The organism is Glaciimonas immobilis, from assembly GCF_011947285.1.
In the GTDB taxonomy this organism is placed as follows: domain Bacteria; phylum Pseudomonadota; class Gammaproteobacteria; order Burkholderiales; family Burkholderiaceae_D; genus Glaciimonas; species Glaciimonas immobilis.
Window position 1 is genome coordinate 440,812 of sequence record NZ_JAAOZT010000006.1, and the last position, 20,249, is coordinate 461,060.

General features: G+C 50.3%; 14 protein-coding genes and 1 pseudogene. 10 read left to right on the forward strand and 5 right to left on the reverse strand.

Annotated features, from left to right (window positions below; genetic code table 11):
* Positions 1-26 precede the first annotated feature (26 nt).
* From HAV38_RS11050 to HAV38_RS11070, 5 genes are all read left to right on the forward strand, one after another.
* Entirely contained in the window at positions 27-815 is a 789-nt protein-coding gene (locus HAV38_RS11050) for a uroporphyrinogen-III synthase (protein WP_168055311.1), read from the forward strand.
* Positions 812-2,023, forward strand: a complete 1,212-nt coding sequence (locus HAV38_RS11055) for a uroporphyrinogen-III C-methyltransferase (protein ID WP_168055313.1) — start codon at positions 812-814, stop codon at positions 2,021-2,023. The genes HAV38_RS11050 and HAV38_RS11055 overlap by 4 nt, the downstream gene beginning before the upstream one ends.
* Before the next feature lie 4 nt (positions 2,024-2,027).
* Positions 2,028-3,224 carry a heme biosynthesis HemY N-terminal domain-containing protein gene (locus tag HAV38_RS11060; RefSeq protein WP_168055315.1) on the forward strand — a complete coding sequence of 399 codons (1,197 nt, stop codon included), beginning with the start codon at positions 2,028-2,030 and terminating at the stop codon, positions 3,222-3,224.
* A gap of 653 nt (positions 3,225-3,877) precedes the next feature.
* Positions 3,878-5,182 (forward strand): hemolysin family protein, encoded by a 1,305-nt coding sequence (locus HAV38_RS11065; RefSeq protein ID WP_168055317.1) that lies wholly within the window; start codon positions 3,878-3,880, stop codon positions 5,180-5,182.
* A 451-nt stretch (positions 5,183-5,633) separates the two neighbouring features.
* Positions 5,634-6,965: a dicarboxylate/amino acid:cation symporter gene (locus HAV38_RS11070; protein ID WP_168055319.1), complete on the forward strand. Its 1,332-nt coding sequence runs from the start codon at positions 5,634-5,636 to the stop codon at positions 6,963-6,965.
* Between the two features lie 118 nt (positions 6,966-7,083).
* On the opposite strand, the gene HAV38_RS11075 is transcribed toward HAV38_RS11070, so the two are convergent.
* Positions 7,084-8,796, reverse strand: a complete 1,713-nt coding sequence (locus HAV38_RS11075; RefSeq protein WP_221313783.1) for a peptide chain release factor 3 — start codon at positions 8,794-8,796, stop codon at positions 7,084-7,086.
* A gap of 787 nt (positions 8,797-9,583) precedes the next feature.
* Between HAV38_RS11075 and ovoA the strand changes: the two genes are divergently transcribed.
* The gene (gene ovoA, locus HAV38_RS11080; protein WP_245182323.1) at positions 9,584-11,728 is read left to right on the forward strand and encodes a 5-histidylcysteine sulfoxide synthase; all 2,145 of its coding nucleotides are present in this window, start codon (positions 9,584-9,586) and stop codon (positions 11,726-11,728) included.
* A gap of 57 nt (positions 11,729-11,785) precedes the next feature.
* Positions 11,786-11,893, forward strand: a pseudogene (locus tag HAV38_RS11085) (LysR family transcriptional regulator); the annotation flags it as partial.
* A 118-nt stretch (positions 11,894-12,011) separates the two neighbouring features.
* On the opposite strand, the gene HAV38_RS11090 reads toward HAV38_RS11085, so the two are convergent.
* The gene (locus HAV38_RS11090; protein ID WP_168055321.1) at positions 12,012-12,935 is read right to left on the reverse strand and encodes a LysR family transcriptional regulator; all 924 of its coding nucleotides are present in this window, start codon (positions 12,933-12,935) and stop codon (positions 12,012-12,014) included.
* Positions 12,936-13,060: 125 nt separating this feature from the next.
* On the opposite strand from HAV38_RS11090, the gene HAV38_RS11095 reads away from it, so the two are divergent.
* From HAV38_RS11095 to mmsB, 3 genes are all read left to right on the forward strand, one after another.
* Positions 13,061-14,296 carry an ABC transporter substrate-binding protein gene (locus HAV38_RS11095; RefSeq protein ID WP_168055323.1) on the forward strand — a complete coding sequence of 412 codons (1,236 nt, stop codon included), beginning with the start codon at positions 13,061-13,063 and terminating at the stop codon, positions 14,294-14,296.
* A gap of 149 nt (positions 14,297-14,445) precedes the next feature.
* Positions 14,446-15,954, forward strand: a complete 1,509-nt coding sequence (locus HAV38_RS11100; RefSeq protein ID WP_168055325.1) for a CoA-acylating methylmalonate-semialdehyde dehydrogenase — start codon at positions 14,446-14,448, stop codon at positions 15,952-15,954.
* Positions 15,955-16,094: 140 nt separating this feature from the next.
* The gene (gene mmsB / locus HAV38_RS11105; RefSeq protein ID WP_168055327.1) at positions 16,095-16,988 is read left to right on the forward strand and encodes a 3-hydroxyisobutyrate dehydrogenase; all 894 of its coding nucleotides are present in this window, start codon (positions 16,095-16,097) and stop codon (positions 16,986-16,988) included.
* A 256-nt stretch (positions 16,989-17,244) separates the two neighbouring features.
* On the opposite strand, the gene HAV38_RS11110 is transcribed toward mmsB, so the two are convergent.
* From HAV38_RS11110 to HAV38_RS11120, 3 genes are all read right to left on the reverse strand, one after another.
* Positions 17,245-17,820 (reverse strand): elongation factor P, encoded by a 576-nt coding sequence (locus HAV38_RS11110; protein ID WP_168055329.1) that lies wholly within the window; start codon positions 17,818-17,820, stop codon positions 17,245-17,247.
* 137 nt (positions 17,821-17,957) lie between these two features.
* The gene (gene earP / locus HAV38_RS11115) at positions 17,958-19,124 is read right to left on the reverse strand and encodes an elongation factor P maturation arginine rhamnosyltransferase EarP (RefSeq protein WP_168055331.1); all 1,167 of its coding nucleotides are present in this window, start codon (positions 19,122-19,124) and stop codon (positions 17,958-17,960) included.
* A 68-nt stretch (positions 19,125-19,192) separates the two neighbouring features.
* A complete protein-coding gene (locus HAV38_RS11120; protein ID WP_168055333.1) occupies positions 19,193-20,113 on the reverse strand; it encodes a LysR family transcriptional regulator in 921 nt (306 codons plus the stop codon).
* Between the last annotated feature and the right edge of the window lie 136 nt (positions 20,114-20,249).

The following is a 20,249-nucleotide window of genomic DNA, read 5'->3' on the forward strand; positions in this document are numbered from 1 at the left end:
CGAAGCACAAATCAGGAGAAGGCGACATGAACAAGCTGCGACCGATCATCATCACCCGGCCGCTGGCGCAAGCAGCGGTGCTGGCGGAAAAAGTTTCCGCTCGCGGGGGCGAGCCAGTTATTTTTCCCTTGCTGGATATTTTGCCACTTGCCGATACCGCTGAGTTGCAAGCAACGCTGGCGCAATTGAACCGGTTTGCCTTAGTAACCTTTGTAAGTCCGAACGCGATTGATGCGGCGTTCCACTATATTACGCAATGGCCATCCGCGGTTGCGATCGGGATTGTCGGTGAAGGAAGCCGTGTAGCACTTCAGCGACACGGTGTGTCATCTGACAATGCGACGATTTTTAGTCCCCCCGATGCAGCAAAAACGGATTCAGAGGGATTGTTACAGGCGCTCGATTTACCTGCCTTATCCGGCCGGCGGGTACTGATTGTCCGTGGTGAAAGCGGGCGCGAACTGTTGGCCGACAGTTTGCGCGACGCCGGGGTGGACGTGTGGTCGTTGGCCGCCTATCGACGCTTGCCACCGACCTTAACGCCAGCTGTGGCTGCCCGTTTGCAAGAACTGATGAATTCTCAAAATGACTGGATCATTACCAGTTCGGAAGCCTTGAAAATATTAATACAGATGGTACAGGCGTTGGATAACACAGCCGGAAACGGTACGGGTGTTGTAAAAATCCAACAGAAAAATTTACTCGTTCCTCACGCCCGCATTGCCGATACTGCACACGCACTTGGATTTACTGCAGTTACATTAACAGGCTCAGGGGACGAACGACTACTCGACGCGTTACAATTCCAGCTATGAATGAACCGCAATCAACCCCCGCCTCGCACCAGTCCTCTGGTCCCACTGCTAACCTGCCGCCGCCAATTACTCCGGTACTGCAGCCATACGCTATGAATAACGGCAAAGGTGCCGGTAACCAGTTACGCATGGTTTATGTATTGTTGTTAATACTCGCAGTCTTATTAAGCGTATTTTGGTGGAGTTCTCACAATGAGAACGTCAAGTTACGCAGCGAAATTGCGCATCGCCTGCAACAAGGGGACACCAGCAATAGTGATACCAGATCAGCGGTGAAATCGGTTCAGGATGGTACCAAAGAGTTGCAAGCCAAGGTAGCCGTACTTGAGAACAAACAAGTCGAAGCCCAAAGTCAGCAGTTGGCTTTGGAGCAGTTATATCAGGATTTATCTAAAAACGGTGACGATTGGGCGCTCTCGGAAGTCGAAGATGTCTTGTCTACCGCCAGCCAGCAGTTGCAGCTAGCCGGTAATGTACCGGGTGCACTGATTGCCCTTGAAAATGCGGATAAAAACCTGGCACGCTCGGACAAACCACAGTTTCTCGTCATTCGCAGCGCTATTGCGCACGATATAGACAGACTGAAGGCGCTCCCGACACTTGATACAACCGGTATCGCGGTGCGTCTCGATAGCTTGATCAGTCAAATAGATGATCTTCCGCTACTGTCTGACGTCCAGTCACAAGCGGCGGCTAGTCAGGCGGCCAGCCAGCCGGCTATTGCGCCAGTCACCGCGTCGACCAAGACAGCCAAAGAGACTAACAGTAATTTGAATGCCAAAAGCGCGTCCAGTCAAGTTGTTGCGGTTAATGATCAGACCCCAAGCGACTGGACTGTCGCAATAAAAAACCTTTGGAAAAGTTGGACTACAGAAATGTGGACTGAGGTCAGCCAGTTGATACGGATACGTACTATTAACTCCCCCGATGCGTTTTTACTGTCGCCGACGCAGGCCTATTACGCCCGTGAAAATCTCAAATTGCGCTTGTTGAATGCGCGTCTGGGTCTATTGTCGCGAAATGAATCGGCTTTTCGCAGTGATTTGATCGCGGCACAGGACACCATTACCAAGTATTTTGACACCCGCGCCAAACAGACACAGACCGCACAAGCGCTATTGAAGCAAATACAAGGTAACAATCTGTCCATCAGTATGCCTGCACTGGACAGTCTGGCTGCAATCCGTACCTACAAAAACAAGCGATAGGTTTATGCGATTTTTTCTTTGGATTATTTCCCTGTTAGCCACCGCCATCGGTCTGGCGGTGTTAGCGCGCTACAACGTTGGTAATGTCACGTTGTTTTATCTATCCGAGCGGATTGATCTGTCGTTGAATTTTGTATTGCTATTATTAGCCCTGCTTTTCCTCGCGTTCTATATATTGGTCCGGGCCATCCGGACGACCCAAAAACTGCCTGGAAGAGTTATCTCCTATCGACGTCAAAAGCGTGAAGAACGTTCCAATAAGGCGTTACGGGAATCACTGAAATCGCTGTTTGAGGGACGTTTCGGCCAGGCAGAAAAGTCCGCGACCCGTGCGGCGGAGCTTAACGATAACCTCGGCGTAGCAGCCCTGATCGCCGCCCGTGCCGCGCATCGGATGGGGCAATTTGATCGACGCGACATCTGGCTCTCCAGCATTGAAGACAAAGAAGCGATGAAGACCGCGCGCCTGATGACGACGCTCAATTTGTTGGTGGACGAACATAAACCACAAGCGGCGCTGGTCACGGTAAACGAGCTGAACGCCAGTGGCATACGTCACATTCAAGCGTTGCGTCTGGCATTGAAAGCCCATCAGCAAGCCAAGAATTGGTCTGAAGTCCTGCGCCTGGTAAAGACGCTGGATAAGCACGACGCACTTAATCCGATACTTTCAGGCCGTCTACGCGAGATGGCCTATGAAAGTTTGTTAGCGGACGCATCCCATGACGCCGAGTCTTTACAGCGGCTATGGCAAACGATTCCTGCAGAGGATCGCCTGAAGCCGTCGCTAGTCATCCGTGCCGCCCGCGCTTTCAACCAGCGCGAAATGCAAGACGATGCCCGTAATATGGTCGAAAAGACCTTAAGCGTTGATTGGGACGTACGCTTAATGCGCGTCTACCGCGATTCGGTCGCAGCCGAAGGAACCCCAGCCTTACGCTCACAAATCGAACGCTGCGAAGCATGGTCGGTCAACGCGCCGCAAGACCCAGAGTTAGCACTCACGCTAGGTACATTTTGCCTCAGGCAAAAGCTATGGGGCAAAGCCCAGCGCCATTTACAACAAGCTTTGTCGAACGCAATTGAACCGCGCACGGTGCGAGAAGCCCATCTGAAACTGGCCCAGTTGCACGAAAGCCTTGAACAACCCGAAAAAGCCGCAGATCATTATCGTCAATGCGCGCTCGCTACGATGATGTAGTTTGTGGCGCTTACGATGCGCTTGTGGCTTAGTGGCAGCGGTCGTTGAAGTTGGGTTGTAGTTGACCTACCCCGTCATAGGCGTTGCCGGTTATTTCGGCTGTCAGTCGGGAATTGTCGGAAACCATGTTTGAGCGTTAGCGAATTGGTATTTCGACCCGACTGATAGTCGAAATAATCGGGGACCCGCCAACGGCGGGCGACGCCTCTGCGGTCGCCTTTTTTTGGTTACTTATTTTACGGGGGCGCCTAGCCAAGCAAAAAAAAGTGACTGGGTCGGGCCACTCCCGACCAGCATCCACGGAGCACAAACCGTTTCAGTACGAACCAATCGAACTCATCGATTTCAGCGAGCCTATCGAACGCATAGAACCAAAGCCATAAAACACCAAATAAGAAATTCATAAGGTTTTCAACTTCCGGTTTAATGTTTTCTTAAAACCTCCAAAACCTCTAATAATTCCCCTAAGACCCGCATTCATCCATGGCGCAAGGACGCCGCCGCAATCGTCCACCAAGTTCACCGCACAGGTCTACCGCACCCCAATTATTCCCATAATCAAACCTTATTTGAGCTCACCACAAAGACACCCCACACTTTGAGGCCCCCGTTCGCCTATACTGACTCCTCAATATCATTATGGAAGAGATGCATTGAATAACCTGTTATTGGTCATTGCCGCGTTATTTTTGGTTGCGCTCAATGGCTTTTTTGTTGCAGCAGAATTTAGTTTAGTTAAATTACGTCAAACGAGGATTCGCGCTATTGCGAAAACCCATGGCACCCGTGGTCGGATCCTGGCCACCGTGCACCGTCAGCTGGACGCCTATTTGTCAGCATGTCAGCTCGGTATTACGCTAGCCTCGCTGGGTCTTGGGTGGATCGGTGAGCCAGCCTTCGCCGGTTTACTGGAGCCTGTGTTCGGCTGGATCGGTATTACAAATGTTGAGCTAATCCATGGCGTATCGTTTATCTTTGCATTCTTTGTTATCTCTTTCCTGCACATCGTCGTTGGCGAACTCGCCCCCAAGACGATGGCGATTCGTAACCCGGAAGTGGTAGGCATGTGGAGCGCGTTACCGCTGTACGGTTTCTACTGGATGATGTATCCGGCCATCTGGTTACTTAACGCGAGTGCTAATGGTCTGTTGAAGTTATTCGGGCTGGCGCAAGGACATGGTCACGACACCCAATATTCGGCCGACGAACTAAAATTAATTTTGCGAAGCAGTCGCTCCGGTGAAAGGTTTACACCCGAAGAGTGGAACGTACTCGCACAAACACTGGATTTTAGTGAACTCGAAGTGTCGGATTTATTGCGCCCAATAAATGAAGTAGCGGCGTTGCACGCCAACTTGAGCCTTCAGGATAACTTGCAAATTATTTATCGCAATCGTTTTAGTCGTTATCCTTACTTTGATACGGACGGTGTTACCGTACTTGGTGTAGTGCATATGAAAGATTTGTTTTTTGCACAGCAAGAGGGGAAGTCTATAGATAGCCTGAAGGATTACCTGCGTCCGGTCCAGTACATTTCCTCACGCATGTCGGCACTGGCCTTATTTCGCCTGGTACGTAGCGGCGCACCGCATTTTGCGATTATCGGCAAAAAAGGCATGATTCCACGCGGATTTATTACCCTTGATAATTTGCTAGGCGCACTGGTCGGTGAGATTCGTGACGAATTCCGCCTAAACGACAACGATTGGAAGCGTCTTGACGACGGTACGCTGGTAGGTAAGGGGAGCTTGCCGATCTTTTCGTTGGCGCGTATTTTGGGCGGCGATATAGAAGAAATCGAAGACGTTGATTCGGTTGGCGGCTTGATCATGGCTAAATTGGGCGACTTACCGCAAGAAGGCCAAAAGGTCTCGTTTGACGGGTTTGATATTGTGGTCACGAAGATGAACGGACCAAAGATTGTATTGGTGAAAGTATATCCGGCCACAAAGGTGTAAATTTACCCACATTATGCGACGCCAGACTTTACGCCTGGGTAGTCGCAGGGGTGATCAGGAAACTAGCCCGGAAAAAATGTGTGCACATAGATGATGTGTATTTCGATTAAGTGTCGATTACAGTTTGAATAGTGCCTGATGTTGTTGCGGCGTTGCTAAGTGATTTCCACATATACGCGTAAAAAGCTTGAACGTTGCCGTCTGGTTCGGCTAAAGTTGCGCACTTTTCTGATTTTTATAGCCTCTAACTTGTCTGTCAGGTATTGCGCCGTGTGATTATGCATCACCAGTTGTGCCGGTCCAAAGGTTTGAAAAGTAAAATCGAAAGATGAGGGATGCGTTGCTTTCGTTGACTAGCGCCAGTTAAAGAGCGCAATAAAGAGCGCAAAGTTCAGTTAATTTCATCGCGCAGAAAATTCTAAGCACAATACGTGTAAACGGAGAGATAAAAATGGCAAAAATGCCGCTGTATAAATCACTGTATGTCCAGGTGCTGACCGCGATTATCATTGGTGTTCTGATCGGTCACTTTTACCCCGAGACCGGCACTTCCATGAAACCATTGGGGGACGGCTTCATTAAACTGATCAAGATGATCATTGCACCAGTTATTTTTTGTACCGTGGTGATCGGTATCGCTGGTATGGAGGACATGAAAAAAGTCGGCAAAACCGGCGGTATGGCTTTGTTGTACTTTGAGGTAATGAGTACGGTCGCTTTAATTGTCGGTTTGATCATGATCAACATCTTTCAGCCGGGTGTCGGCATGCACATTGATGTGACGACGATAGACACCAAGGCCATTGCTAGCTATACGGCGCCAAATTCGATGGGTTCTACTGTGGACTTTCTTACCCACATTATCCCCAGCAGTTTGGTAGGTGCTTTCGCCCAGGGCGATATCTTGCAAGTCCTGTTAATTTCAGTATTGTTTGGTTTTGCGCTACATCGCTTTGGTGGTCGTGGCACGCTGGTGTTCGATTTTATCGATAAATTTTCTCACGTCTTGTTTGGCATAGTCAGCATGATCATGCGTGTGGCACCCATTGGTGCATTCGGCGCTATGGCGTTCACCATCGGTAAATACGGCGTCGGTTCATTATTGTCTCTGGGTAAGCTGATGGGCTTGTTTTATGCCACGTGTTTGCTGTTTATTTTTGTTGTGCTCGGCATCGTTACCCGGTTGAATGGTTTTAGCGTGTGGAAGTTCATCAAGTACATCAAAGAAGAGTTATTGATTGTGCTCGGCACATCCTCATCGGAATCGGTATTGCCACGTTTGATGGCTAAAATGGAAAACCTCGGCGCCAAGCCATCCGTGGTAGGTTTGGTCATTCCAACGGGCTACTCGTTCAATCTTGACGGCACCTCGATTTATCTGACGATGGCGGCAATATTTATTGCGCAGGCAACAGACACACCATTAACGATATGGCATCAAGTAACATTGTTACTAGTGCTCTTGTTGACCTCAAAAGGCGCAGCCGGTGTAACAGGGAGCGGTTTTATCGTATTGGCGGCGACCTTGTCGACTGTCGGTCACGTGCCCGTTGCAGGCCTGGCATTGATCCTGGGTATCGATCGGTTCATGTCTGAAGCACGTGCCCTGACAAATACTGTTGGTAACGGTGTAGCGACCATTCTGGTGGCTAAATGGTCCGGTGATTTGGACGAGGCCCGTTTGCACCAGCAATTGGATGGAAAGATCAATCCAGAGCAGGAACTAGAATATCAAAATGCCAAACTGGCGGCGGCTGATAATACTCAGGCCTATAAGGGTTAAACGACCTGGGCTTAAGCTGGCGGTGGTGCCGCCAGCTCTTGACGCTATAAAAAAACGGTCCATTGGACCGTTTTTTACGTCTGTATTATGTCTGCGCTACCTAAATTGCAATCTCAGATCAAGACAACTTTACCGCATGCTCTCGGGTCTCGTGGAAAGTAACCAGAGGCCAACGTTCCTGTGCCAGACGCAGATTAACGCCTGAGCTTGCCAGATACGCCAGATTGCCCGCGGCGTCGTGGGCCAGATAATTTCCTGCCGATGAACGTTCAAAATCAGCCAGCATTTTTTTGTCAGCGCAGGTGATCCAGCGTGCACTGCTTATGCTGGTGCCTTCAAAAACAGCATCCACGCCGTATTCGTTCATGAGGCGACTGGCAACGACTTCAAACTGCAGCACGCCTACACCACCCAGCACCAGATCGCTATTGGAGATAGGTTTGAATACCTGAATCGCGCCTTCTTCGCCTAACTGCTGTAAACCCTTGTGAAGTTGCTTGATTTTGAGGGGATTACGAATCCGTACCGCGCGGAAAAAATCCGGCGCAAAGTAAGGAATACCAGTGAACTGCAGCGGTTCGCCCTCTGAAAAACTGTCGCCGATCTGCATATTGCCGTGGTTAGGCAAGCCGATGATGTCACCGGCAAACGCTTCTTCGACTTGTTCGCGGCTCGATGCCATGAAGGTCACGACGTTTGATACCTTGATCTCACGATTCAGGCGCAAATGTTTGATTTTCATGCCACGTTCAAAATGGCCGGAACAGACGCGCAGAAACGCAATACGGTCACGATGGGCCGGATCCATGTTCGCCTGAATCTTGAACACGAAGCCGGAAAATGGTTTCTCCGTCGGGGCCACGGTACGGATGGTCGCATCGCGTGCGCCGGGTGGCTGCGCCCAGTCGATCAGTGCGTTAAGAATTTCGCGGATACCGAAGTTATTGATCGCTGAGCCAAAGAACACCGGTGTCTGCACACCCGCCAAAAAAGCTTCCTTATCGAATGGATGCGACGCGCCATGCACCAACTCAACTTCCATCCGCAGCTGTTCAATCTCGCGCGGAAACATTTCGTCCAGACGCGGATTGTCGATACCTTTAATGACTTCAAAGGTCTGGTCGGCCTTTTCACTGCCCGGTGCAAACAGCAGGATTTCATCGCGCAGCAAGTGGTATACACCGCGGAACGATTTGCCCATGCCGATGGGCCATGTGACCGGTGCACACTGGATTTTTAAAACTGTTTCCAGTTCATCTAGCAGTTCCAGCGGATCACGGGTTTCGCGGTCCATTTTGTTCATCAGCGTAATGATGGGCGTGTTACGCATGCGGCAAACATTGAGTAGCTTGATAGTCTGGGTTTCCACACCTTTTGCAGCATCGATCACCATCAATGCCGAGTCAACGGCAGTCAGCACGCGATAGGTATCTTCCGAGAAGTCCTGATGGCCTGGCGTGTCGAGCAAATTGACTACATGGTCGCGGTATTCAAACTGCATGACCGAGCTGGCGACGGAAATACCGCGCTGCTTTTCGATCTCCATCCAGTCAGAGGTCGCATGACGTCCGCTTTTGCGGCCCTTGACGGTCCCTGCCAATTGAATCGCGCCCGAAAATAACAGCAGTTTTTCTGTCAGCGTGGTTTTACCTGCATCAGGATGCGAAATAATGCCGAAGGTACGGCGGCGTCCGACTTCGTTGGCAATCTGCTCAAGCGATACGTTATTTGCAGAAACTTCGATAGCGTCAGTCGCTTGCTCGCTGGCCTGACCTGCCGTTGGAAGTTGGGTTTGATCTGCTGGCCGCTGTTCGGAAATAGGTGCTGGCATAGCTTCTTGCGTAGGTTGTTGCATAATACGTGGTTCAAACGACCATAGTCGTTCGCCTTGATAGTATTCAAAAAACGGGAAAATGCGCGTGGACTGCGGTAACGGTCGCTGCATGTGGGCATTACCGGGAAGTCGCGATTATAACGTATCGGGAGCCGCTCGGACTGACGAGAATCGACGTTGAGGTGAGCCCGATATATCGCAGGTCACAGTCAATTAGAGTTTAGCGGTCACACCGCGCTAAAAATAGCTCTGGGTTAGACTGTAGAACGCTGCCGAACGGTGGCTGCCACTTTATCGACCAGGTGTCCTATTCACCCCAACAACACCGAATGCGGTATCCGGAATCAGGTGAAGAAGAGAAAATCAGGGTTGTCACTTGCAACGGCACTGGCCGCCAGTCGCTACGTCCTTTCCAGCCTGGAAAAACCTGCCGAAAGATGCGTATAAAGTCATGGTGCTTACTGATTGACCACACCTCGTGTAGCGATCACATTCCTACTTCGCAACACATCCTAAACAGTGCATCCCACCTCATCGGCATATTGAGTCGTCGTGCTATTAACAGCGCTTGCTTCGATTCTTAAATTCATTGTCACCATTTTTGAAGAGAATTAAATATTCAAATAACAATGAACAAAATTTTGAAGGAATTGTGACGTAATAACTTTTTACTTCAACTTGCCAGTTTTAGCAGCTACGCAATGTCGTTAACCTGACGCAGCATCGAACCCGAATAGTAAAGCAGAAATTTTATTGTTTTGTTAGAAATAAACAAGGGGATATTGTGATACTGCAAAAGCGCACGACGGTAACGGGATTGCCTGATCCAACACGTACGTTAATGTTAACTGGCGATGATCCCCAGCAAAAGCGTAGGGAGATTCTGGACTACTTCATACGGACCTATGACCTTTATGAAAGCTTGTTCGATTGTCTGGGCGATGAGCGCGCCTATTACAATAAAGCCATTCCGTTGCGCCATCCTCTTATTTTTTATCTTGGTCATACGGCTGCTTTCTTTATCAACAAGCTCTTGGCAAGTCGCCTGATCGATAAGCGTATTAATGACAAGATCGAAGCAATGGTGGCCATTGGTGTCGATGAAATGAGCTGGGATGATATGGATAACAGCCGGTACGACTGGCCCTCAGTGCAATCCATGCAGGCCTACCGTGATCAGGTACGCGCACGGGTGATTGACTTTATTCAGAATATGCGGATCGATCTTCCTGTGAGCTGGGATAGTCCGGCGTGGATAATCATGATGGGCATTGAGCACGAACGTATTCATCTTGAAACTTCAAGCGTCCTAATCCGTCAGTTACCGATTGAATGGGTCCAACCGCAACCACATTGGCCGGTCTGTTCGCAGGCACGCTGCCAACGTGAAGATGTCCCCGAAAATTCCCTTATCGATATAAAAGGCGAACGTGTCAGACAAGGTAAAAACGATGCCACCTACGGCTGGGACAATGAATATGGCATTGAGTTCAAGGATGTGGAATCTTTTAAAGCTGGCAGAATGGTGGTTTCAAACGCAGAGTACTTTGAATTCGTACAGACTGGAGGCTACCATAACCCTCGCTGGTGGGACGATGAAGGTTGGGCATGGCGAGAGTTTTCTGCCGCGGAAATGCCCACCTTTTGGATTGGTTCAGGCAGTTGCCCAGATTTTCTAAAATTACGATTGATGAGCGAAGAATTACCCATGCCCTGGGACTGGCCGGCAGAAGTCAATCAGCTTGAGGCCTCGGCTTTCTGTCGTTGGAAATCCAGCAAAACCGGTACATCTCTCCAGCTTCTCTGCGAGGCAGAATGGTACCTGTTGCGTAAGCAGGTACAAGGCGACCAGTCGGACTGGCAGGACGCGCCTGGTAACATTAATCTAACCAAGTGGGCCTCCCCTTGCCCCGTAGATACATTTGCCCAAGGCGATTTTTTTGACATTGTGGGTAACGTGTGGCAATGGACCACAACGCCGATAAATAGCTTCGAAGGTTTTCGAGTTCACCCGCTGTACGACGATTTCTCAGTGCCAACTTTTGACAGTAAACACTTTCTCGTCAAAGGGGGGAGCTGGATATCTACTGGCAATGAGGCGATTAAATCATCACGTTATGCTTTTCGCCGCCATTTTTTCCAACATTCAGGATTTCGTTATGCTCTTTCTTCTTACAAGGAAACTATTATGGTCAACCCGTATGAAACCGACGCAATGGTTGTACAGTATCTCGACTTCCAGTACGGAGCAGTATGCTTTAACGTGCAAAATTATGCCAAACAACTAGTGGAAATCGCCACCAGTTTATGCAATGGCCGTCAACGTGCACTGGATATGGGCTGCGCAACCGGGCGGGCCAGCTTTGAGTTGGCACGCTACTTTGAACAGGTCGTCGGCATGGATTACTCGGCGCGATTTATCGACGTTGCACAGCAATTTGCCAATAGCGGTTATTTTCGCTACGCATTTCCCACAGAGGGCGATCTGCTGGAGTATTGCGAAATCCGATTAAGTGACTCTGACCTCGGGCCAAAACAGGCAGAACGCATCAAGTTCGTTCAGGGTGATGCTTGCAACTTGAAACCCCAGGGAGACCTTTACGATCTGGTATTAGCTGCCAATCTTATTGACCGCTTGCATGAGCCGAAACAATTTCTGCAGAGTATTACTACCATGATTCGTTCAGGGGGTATTTTGCTATTATCCTCACCTTATACTTGGTTTGAGGAGTGCACCCCCAAGAATAACTGGCTAGGAGGTTTTCATGAAAACGGCGAAGCGTTAACTACCTATCAGGCGCTACAACGCTTGCTGGCAGATAATTTTGAAGAAGCCTGTCCTTCGCAGGATATAGCTTTTGTAATCCGCGAAACGGCGCGCAAGCACCAGCACACCGTTGCGCACGTAACCGCCTGGCGCAAACGCTAGATTAGCTAACAAGGCCGCCCGCATTAAACCTGGTAATAATTCAGTTGCGATTTTGCAGGTGGGTTTAGTCAGCAGGTATGTCTGCTGCAGGAGTGGCTAGACGCAGCACTGTTTGAGCGGCATAACCGGCGTGTGATGCTTACGCCTGCGGCGAGGGCTTATCTGTAGGAAATTGGTCCTTTGTTTGAGCAACTATCTCAGGCAACCGAGAGGTATGGATGCATGCATAAACGAGGGTGGGCCAAAGTGCGCGAATCTGCGATGTGAAGTTTTAATGATCGCTTCATTCTAACCATACCATTTCACGCGACTCTCCCATCAAAAAGGCGCGGTTAGGCTCCATCACATCACGCAGATAGGTCCATAACGCCGCGACTCTGGCGACGTTGCGAGTTTCTCCTGCGGCCACCAGCCAAAACGTGCGCTGGATCGCGACCTGGCCATCCAGCACCGGTATTAGATCGTGGCTTTGCTGGGCCAGAAAGCAGGGCAGGATCGCCAGTCCTTGCCCGCGACACGCCGCCGTGTATTGCGCAATCACGCTGGTACTGCGAAAAGCGCGGAAAGCGGTCGGCGCGACGTTTTCGTTATAACGTAGTTCTTCCGTAAAAACTAAATCGTCTACATAGCCAATCAATGGATGACTTGCGAGATCCTCGGTCGAGCGTATCGTAGTGTGATTCGCCAGATAGTCCGGCGTTGCGTAAACTTTCAGCACGTAATCGGCGAGCTTTGTCATGACAAAGTTGCCACTTTTTGGTCGCTCCAACGTGACGCTGATATCCGCCTCTCGTTTCGATAAATTGACAAAGCGCGGTACCGGCAGCAAATCGACGCTGATATGCGGATGACGTGCGCAGAAGTGCGCCAGATGGGGAGCCAGCACAAAGGTGCCAAAGCCTTCAGTCGCGCCCAGTCGCACTTGCCCCGATAGCAATCGGTTGTGCCCGCTCAATTCCTCCGCGGCAGCGTAGACGGTACTTTCTACTTGCTCCGCGTATTCAATCAGGCGATGGCCTTCAGCGGTCAGGGCATAACCTTGATTATTGCGTTCAAACAATTGGCTCCCGACTTGCTCCTCAAAGCGTCGCATACGCCGCGAAACAGTGGAGTGGTCAATGCCTAGTTTTTTTGCTGCATCAACCAATCCCTGACTGCGGGTCAGTTCCAGAAATACCCGCAGGTTGTCCCAATCGAGTGCCGCCAAAGTATTCTCCTGCTTATTTTTGCTTTGTAAAAATGCAAAGCCATTGTGGATTATTTTCTATTGTCCCAATAATAATGCACATGCAGAATATGGCGACACAATATTAATAAAATAAGGAGACAACCATGCCTCATAAGGTGTTTACACGCGGCTTTTCGTTATTAGCAGGGGTCATTTTAGCCAGCGCAAGTTTGGCAAGTCTGGTGCATGCGCAGGCTCCCGAGGTCTTTAAGGTAGGGATTCTGACCGACATGTCTGGCCCGTATTCGGGGATGGGCGGTCCCGGATCAATGGTGGCGGCCAGGATGGCGATAGAAGATTGCATGAAGGCCGAGTGCAAAGGCATGAAAATTGCGTTGCTCAGCGCCGATCATCAAAACAAAGCTGATATCGGTGCTTCCAAAGCACGCGAATGGCTGGATCGGGATAAGGTTGACGCTATCGCCGACCTGACCAATTCTTCCGTAGCGCTGGCGGTGCAGCGACTGATCCGGGAAAAAGGTGGCATCGCCATGTATAGCGGTCCGGCGACAACCGTGCTAACCAATGCCGAGTGCGCACCCAACGGTTTTCACTGGATGTTCGATACTTATTCGCAAGCTGCCGGTGCAGCCGCTGCGTTGACCAAAATGGGCCAGAAGTCGTGGTATTTCATCACTGTCGATTACGCTTTCGGGCAATCGCTGGAGAAGGACGCCAGCGACGTCGTCAAGCGTTTGGGCGGCACAGTCGTTGGTTCCGTACGCCATCCGCTAAATGCCAGCGATTTATCGTCATTTTTGTTGCAAGCGCAAAACTCAAAGGCGCAGGTGATCGGTTTGGCTAATGGGGGTCAGGACACCGTGAATGCGATCAAACAGGCGCGCTCGTTCGGCATCGGCACCAAGGATCAACGTCTCGCCGCTTTGCTAGTATTTTTGTCCGATGTGCATGCGTTGGGTTTAACGGATGCGCAGGGCCTGGTATATGCCGACGGTTTTTATTGGGACTTCGACAACGACACGCGGAGTTTCTCCAAGCGCTTTGAAGCGCTCAACAAGGGCAACAAACCGACGATGGTGCATGCAGGCGTGTATTCCAGCGTCTATCATTATCTGAAGGCGGCAGCAGCGACCAAATCGCACGACGCAAATGTTATCTCCAAAAAAATGCGCGAAATACCGATTCACGATGCAGTCATGCGCAACGCCTCGATCCGTCCCGATGGTCGCGTGATCCATGATATGTATTTGTATCAGGTCAAGACGCCAGCGGAGTCTAAGGGTCCTTGGGATTATCTGAAGTTGTTATCTACCATCCCGGCAGATCAGGCGTTTAAACCGATGGACGCTTCTTGCTCGCTGACAAAAGAAAAAAGTTAATTTGTCGAAAGGCGCTTATGCACGCTTATGCCGATGGTGCGGATAGTGCGGATGGTGCGGATAGTGCAGGCGTATGGTGCGATTTTATGTGCCAATTTAAAGTGAATCATCTCCAGAGTCCGAATTTTTATTATTGAAGGAAACCAATCATGTCCGAATCGTCTATTCCTAACGTGCCGCTGTATATCAACGGCAAAGCAGTCCAGTCCACCAGTACAGAATGGCGCGACGTTCTCAATCCGGCGACACAGGAAGTCGTGGCGCGCGTACCTTTTGCGACCAAAGCGGAAGTCGATGAAGCGGTAGCAACCGCTAAACAGGCATTCCGTACCTGGCGCAACACATCGCTGAGCCAGCGCATGCGCATCATGTTGAAATTTCAGCAGTTGCTGCGTGAAAATATCGCACCGCTGGCCGAATTAATTACCCGTGAACATGGTAAAACTTTGCCGGACGCAGAGGGTGAAATCATGCGCGGTCTGGAAGTGGTTGAGCACGCGTGCTCCATTACTTCGCTGCAATTAGGTGAGTTGGCCGAGAACGCAGCAACGGGTGTGGATGTCTACACCATCCATCAGCCGATTGGTGTCGGAGCCGGGATCACCGCGTTTAACTTTCCGGTCATGCTGCCATGTTTCATGTTCCCGGTCGCCGTCGCGTGCGGCAATACTTTTGTATTGAAGCCGTCCGAGCAGGATCCATCGGCATCGCTATTTTTGGTTGAGTTGGCACAAAAAGCCGGTCTGCCACCGGGCGTATTAAACGTCGTGCATGGCGGCCCTGACGTTGCCAACATGTTGTGCGATCACCCCGATATCAAGGCGGTGTCCTTCATTGGTTCCACCAATGTCGGTACGCACATTTATCGCCGCGCCAGCGAAGCAGGCAAGCGCGCGCAATGCATGATGGGTGCAAAGAATCATTGCATCGTATTGCCAGATGCGAATAAAGACCAGGCCATCAACAATCTGCTCGGTGCGGCGTTTGGCGCTGCGGGGCAGCGCTGCATGGCTAATTCGGTGGTGCTGCTAGTTGGCAAGGCCAGAGACTGGTTACCCGAGATCGTAGCGCGCTCCCGCACACTTAAAATCGGTCCCGGCAGCGACCGTGCTGCGGATCTTGGCCCAATGGTATCTAAAGCCGCAAAAGCGCGCACTGAGCGTTTACTTGGCACTGGCGTTGAGCAGGGTGCCAGTCTGTTGCTGGATGGTCGTAATTGTCAGGTGGAAGGTTATCCAGACGGTAATTTTGTTGGTCCGACGATTTTCTCTGGCGTCACCGCCGAGATGGATATCTATACGCAAGAGATTTTTGGCCCGGCGATGTGCGTAGTAGAAACGGAGACTTTGGACGACGCCATCGCGTTTATCAATGCTAATCCTAACGGCAACGGCACCTCGATCTTCACCTCTTCCGGTTGGTCGGCGCGTAAATTTCAAAATGAGATTGATGTCGGGCAGATCGGTATCAACGTCCCAATTCCTGTACCAGTTGCTTATTTTAGCTTCACGGGTTCACGCGCTTCCAAGCTCGGCGATCTGGGACCGAATGGCAAACAGGCAGTCCAGTTCTGGACCCAGACCAAGACCGTGACCGCACGTTGGTTTGCACCGGATGACGATGGTGGGCAGATCAATACGACGATCTCGATGAAATAAGTGTGGTTGTATAAGTTTGCGTGTTTCTCGTCGCCGATCAATCATGAGGCGTTGGGTCGGTGGGTGTAGTTGAGCGCATTGTCGTTACACGTATTAACGGTTTTGTCGAATTAAGAAGTTCAGCACTAAAGGAGAAATATATGGATAGCGAAGTAGTTTTTATCGGTCTTGGCAATATGGGTTTGCCGATGGCGCTAAATTTGGTGCGCAGTGGATTGGGCGTGAGCGGTCACGATTTGATGCCCGCCAGCGTCGAAAAATTTGTCGCCGGAGGAGGTACTAACAACCCGGATCTGGTATCTGCAATCAAGGCAGCCAAGACAATTATTACGATGCTGCCTGCGAGTCGCCACGTTGAGTCGGCATACTTTGGCGACCACGGTATTTTGGCGCAAGCCAGCCCCGGCGCCTTGTTAATCGATTGCTCGACGATTGCACCGGAGAGCGCCCGTAAGGTCGCGGCTACAGCGAGCCAAAAAGGTTTTACGATGGTCGATGCACCGGTATCCGGCGGCACCGGCGGTGCGGCGGCGGGGACGTTGACGTTTATGGTCGGCGGCTCTGTGGCAGGGTTTGACCTGGCCAAACCGTTTTTCGAAATAATGGGTAAAGCAATCTTTCACGCTGGTGAAAGCGGTTCCGGCCAGACCGTCAAGATGTGCAATAACATGCTGCTGGGAATATTGATGATCGGGACTTCCGAAGCGATACGCTTGGGTATGGCGAACGGTATGGACCCAAAAGTATTGTCGGAAGTCATGTCAAAAAGCTCGGGCCGCAACTGGACGCTGGAAGTCTACAATCCTTGTCCCGGCGTGATGGAAAATGCGCCTGCATCAAAAGATTATAGCGGCGGATTTGGCGTTGATTTGATGTTAAAAGATTTGGGTCAGGCTACTGAGAACGCATTATCAACCAGCAGCAGTATTCCGCTGGGATCGTTAGCGCGTAACCTTTACGACATCCACAGCAAGAGCGGTGCTGGCGGGTTAGATTTTTCCAGCATTTTTAATATGCTGGGGAAGGCGAAGTAAATGTTAAGTTGGTCGTTCGCGTGACTGAATGCCGGCCCTCTTGTGATGGCCTGTTAATCGCTGTGTTTTTTGATGGCTTGTTGCCCGCGCATTCCGGATAAAATCGGTGGCGATCACCAAAGATTTTCGATATAAAAATGCCCCGACAGTCTTTCGACTTCGGGGCATTTTATTTATCTCGGCACTGCATTGACTTTCTCAATCAGCTTGCAACTCAGCTGGAGAAAGTCAGCAGCGCGTTCATCATCAATCGATATTAATTACGGACAACTTTTTTGTATTCGTTAGTGCGTGTATCGATTTCGATCATATCGTCCTGGCTCACAAATAGTGGCACTGAGACGGTGTGACGATAGGCTTCTACCGCGTTTTCAATCTTGGCTTCTTTCAGAACGTTACCTGAAGTGTTGCCTTTGATTGCTGGCTCTGAATAGACTACTTGACGCACGATTGTCGTTGGCAGTTCGACTGAAATTGCTTTGCCATCGTAAAAGACCGCTTCGCATTCCATGCCGTCTTTTAGGTAATGCAACGCATCGCCCAGATTTTCGCCTTCGATTTCGTACTGCTCATAGTCCGAATCCATAAATACAAACAAAGGATCAGCGAAATAAGAATACGTTACGGCTTTTTTATCGAGGACAACGACATCAAACTTATCGTCGCCACGCATGACGTTTTCTTGCGGGCTATTAGTCAAAAGATTCTTCATCTTCCACTTATAGGTAAAGCCCGTCCGGCTTGAACCGTTGACATCAGAGCGCAAAATGATCATTGGCTTGCTATCAACCATAATAATGTTGCCAACGCGAATTTCTTTTGCAGGTTTCATAGCGAATAGTCGTAAAAAAGGGGGTTACTTAAGAATCGTCTGTAGCCCGCTGGTAAAAAACCACAAGCCCACGTCTGATTGAATTTTGTATTGCGTTAAAAATTAGCCCTACATCTTAACCTAATTTTGCGCATCAGCTACCGAACTGTTTCGGCAAACTTCAGCAAATTGGACGTAAAATCACCATTTTTCATCATTTGGTTCTGCCAATCCGTAGTCATCAAGGCAATTTTTTTCAGGTCTGCCAAGAATAGAGGCCAGCTTTCATCCAGATTTTCTGACCATTCATTATTGCCAGTGACCGCGTTCCAGCCTGATGAGAACGCTACTGAGTTATCGGTTCTTGCGGTATGGCATTGCACAAACGCGTTAAGTTTAACGTGATGCAAGTTTTCGTCTTGCGGATAGATATGCCAGATAAACGGCTTGCCCGCCCATTGTGCGCGAACGAACGAGTCTTCTCCGCGCACGAAATTCAGATCGCATGCCCATAATAATTTGTCGTAGTCGGCCTGAGGGACAAAGGGCAAAATGCGCACCGTTAATGCGCCGCGGGTCGCCGTTGCGCCGACCCCGGCTTCTGCTCCTAGGAAGGCTCGCACTGCTTCTGCGGCGACGCCTTCGGGTATCAGGCAGGTCACTGCTTGGTCGCATTTCTGCCAGGCATCGAACAGGGCCGCAACCGGGGCATGCGGGTAACAGAATAAAGAAACTTTAAGAGAGGCCATCTCAGCCGATGTCACCCCAAATTGCGCGAAAAAGGCCAGCATCGCAGCAGGGTTATTTTGGAAGGACTCACGCTGTTGTTGCAGGCCGGATTCCAACAATAAGCCGCCGGTTTTATCCGTAAATCCGGGAAAGAAAAAGTATTTTGTCAGCGATTGCGTTGGCGGCGACGATAACTTGTGACAGCCTTCCACCCACGCCTCGGCAGTCAAACCTTCCAGATTGAACCAGACAGGCCGGGGCGTTCGCTGTGCCATCGCGGCGATGTAGCCAGGCGGTATGTCGCACGCAAAAAACTCAATGACGCAATCGGCAACGTCATCGGCTGAAAATACACCATTTTGATCGCGCCAGTGGCGCACTGTCACGGCACCAATTTTTTGCGCGTCGAGGTCAACGGCGATCTCGGGACAGATACGTTTAAAACTCCGTAAATCGTCCACCCATAAGGTGACGGCAATGCCATGTTCTTGTTCTAATTGCCGGGCTAAACGCCAGCAGATTCCTATATCGCCGAAGTTATCGACGACTTTACAGAATAGTGCTAACGAGGTTATTTGGGGTTTTTGGAGAGGCATGTTTAGTTGATTTTCGATTCAAATTCTTTGCTGTTTTAATTAAGTCAGTCTGCAGGCTAACATCCCGCTCAAAGTAGTTCGACATTCAGCAGATTCAGATAGCAACTTTCACGCGTGGTATTCACAAAGTCGGCCAAATACGGCTTTTCGGAAGCCTCCGGGAGACATGCCGCATACAGTTTACCGATCAGGCCGGTCGGCGTGATCCGTTTGGACAGCACGTAATCGCGATTCAAATAATTTTGTGCCGCCCAGATCGGCAAGGTTCCGATTCCGCGTCGACTGGCTACCAGTTGCAGCATTGCGACGGTCAGTTCGGTAGTGCGGCGGTCCGTCGTGATACCAGCTGGTTTAAGCACTTGCCGCACCACGTCGAGCATGTCGTCTGGCACTGGATACGTGATTAAGGTATCGGTCGCAAAGTCTTCCGCCACCAAAAATTCGCGCGTGGCCAGCGGATGATCGTGCGCCAGTAATGCAACAATTTCAAAGCTGAACAGCGGATGATAATCGACTTTCTCGTCCTGATCGATTTCGGCCACGATAGCCACGTCGGCCTTATGTTCATACAGCAAGCCGACCGGATCAGCCTGAAACCCAGAGACGATGTCTAATTCCACCTCGGGCCAGCGTTTTCGGAATATATCCATCGCTGGCATCAGCCAGTCAAAGCAGGTGTGGCATTCCACCGCTATCCGTAATTGCCCGGCGACACCTTGCGCCATTCGGACCAGATCGCGTTCGCTTTCGGCCACTTGGGGCAATACCGCATCGGCCAGTTTTAGCAGGCGCTCGCCCGCAGGCGTAAAGCGGACCGGTACCGATTTACGTTCGAATAAACTGCTGCCGTGGTGATCTTCCAGTTGCTTAATCTGATGGGATAACGCCGATTGGGTGACGTTGAGCAGGGTGGCGGCGCGCAACAGATTGCCGGCCTCACGTAATGCATGCAGTGTTTTTAGATGACGTAGTTCGAGTATGGATTGCATCGGCGAGATACTTAACATGGTGACTATGAATGAAATTCAAGTTGATTCTTAATATTTGTCGTTTGAATCATAATCTAAATTACGAGAGACTGCTAGCCATGGCGTTCACACGCAACCACCTATCGTTTTTAAAGGA

Coding starts and splice junctions, on each gene's coding strand:
- HAV38_RS11055 (WP_168055313.1), top strand. CDS start 812: ATGAATGAACCGCAATCAACCCCCGCCTCGCACCAGTCCTCTGGTCCC.
- HAV38_RS11120 (WP_168055333.1), bottom strand. CDS start 20,113: ATGCAATCCATACTCGAACTACGTCATCTAAAAACACTGCATGCATTA.
- mmsB (WP_168055327.1), top strand. CDS start 16,095: ATGGATAGCGAAGTAGTTTTTATCGGTCTTGGCAATATGGGTTTGCCG.
- HAV38_RS11075 (WP_221313783.1), bottom strand. CDS start 8,796: ATGCCAGCACCTATTTCCGAACAGCGGCCAGCAGATCAAACCCAACTT.
- HAV38_RS11070 (WP_168055319.1), top strand. CDS start 5,634: ATGGCAAAAATGCCGCTGTATAAATCACTGTATGTCCAGGTGCTGACC.
- HAV38_RS11095 (WP_168055323.1), top strand. CDS start 13,061: ATGCCTCATAAGGTGTTTACACGCGGCTTTTCGTTATTAGCAGGGGTC.
- HAV38_RS11050 (WP_168055311.1), top strand. CDS start 27: ATGAACAAGCTGCGACCGATCATCATCACCCGGCCGCTGGCGCAAGCA.
- HAV38_RS11100 (WP_168055325.1), top strand. CDS start 14,446: ATGTCCGAATCGTCTATTCCTAACGTGCCGCTGTATATCAACGGCAAA.
- HAV38_RS11110 (WP_168055329.1), bottom strand. CDS start 17,820: ATGAAACCTGCAAAAGAAATTCGCGTTGGCAACATTATTATGGTTGAT.
- earP (WP_168055331.1), bottom strand. CDS start 19,124: ATGCCTCTCCAAAAACCCCAAATAACCTCGTTAGCACTATTCTGTAAA.
- HAV38_RS11060 (WP_168055315.1), top strand. CDS start 2,028: ATGCGATTTTTTCTTTGGATTATTTCCCTGTTAGCCACCGCCATCGGT.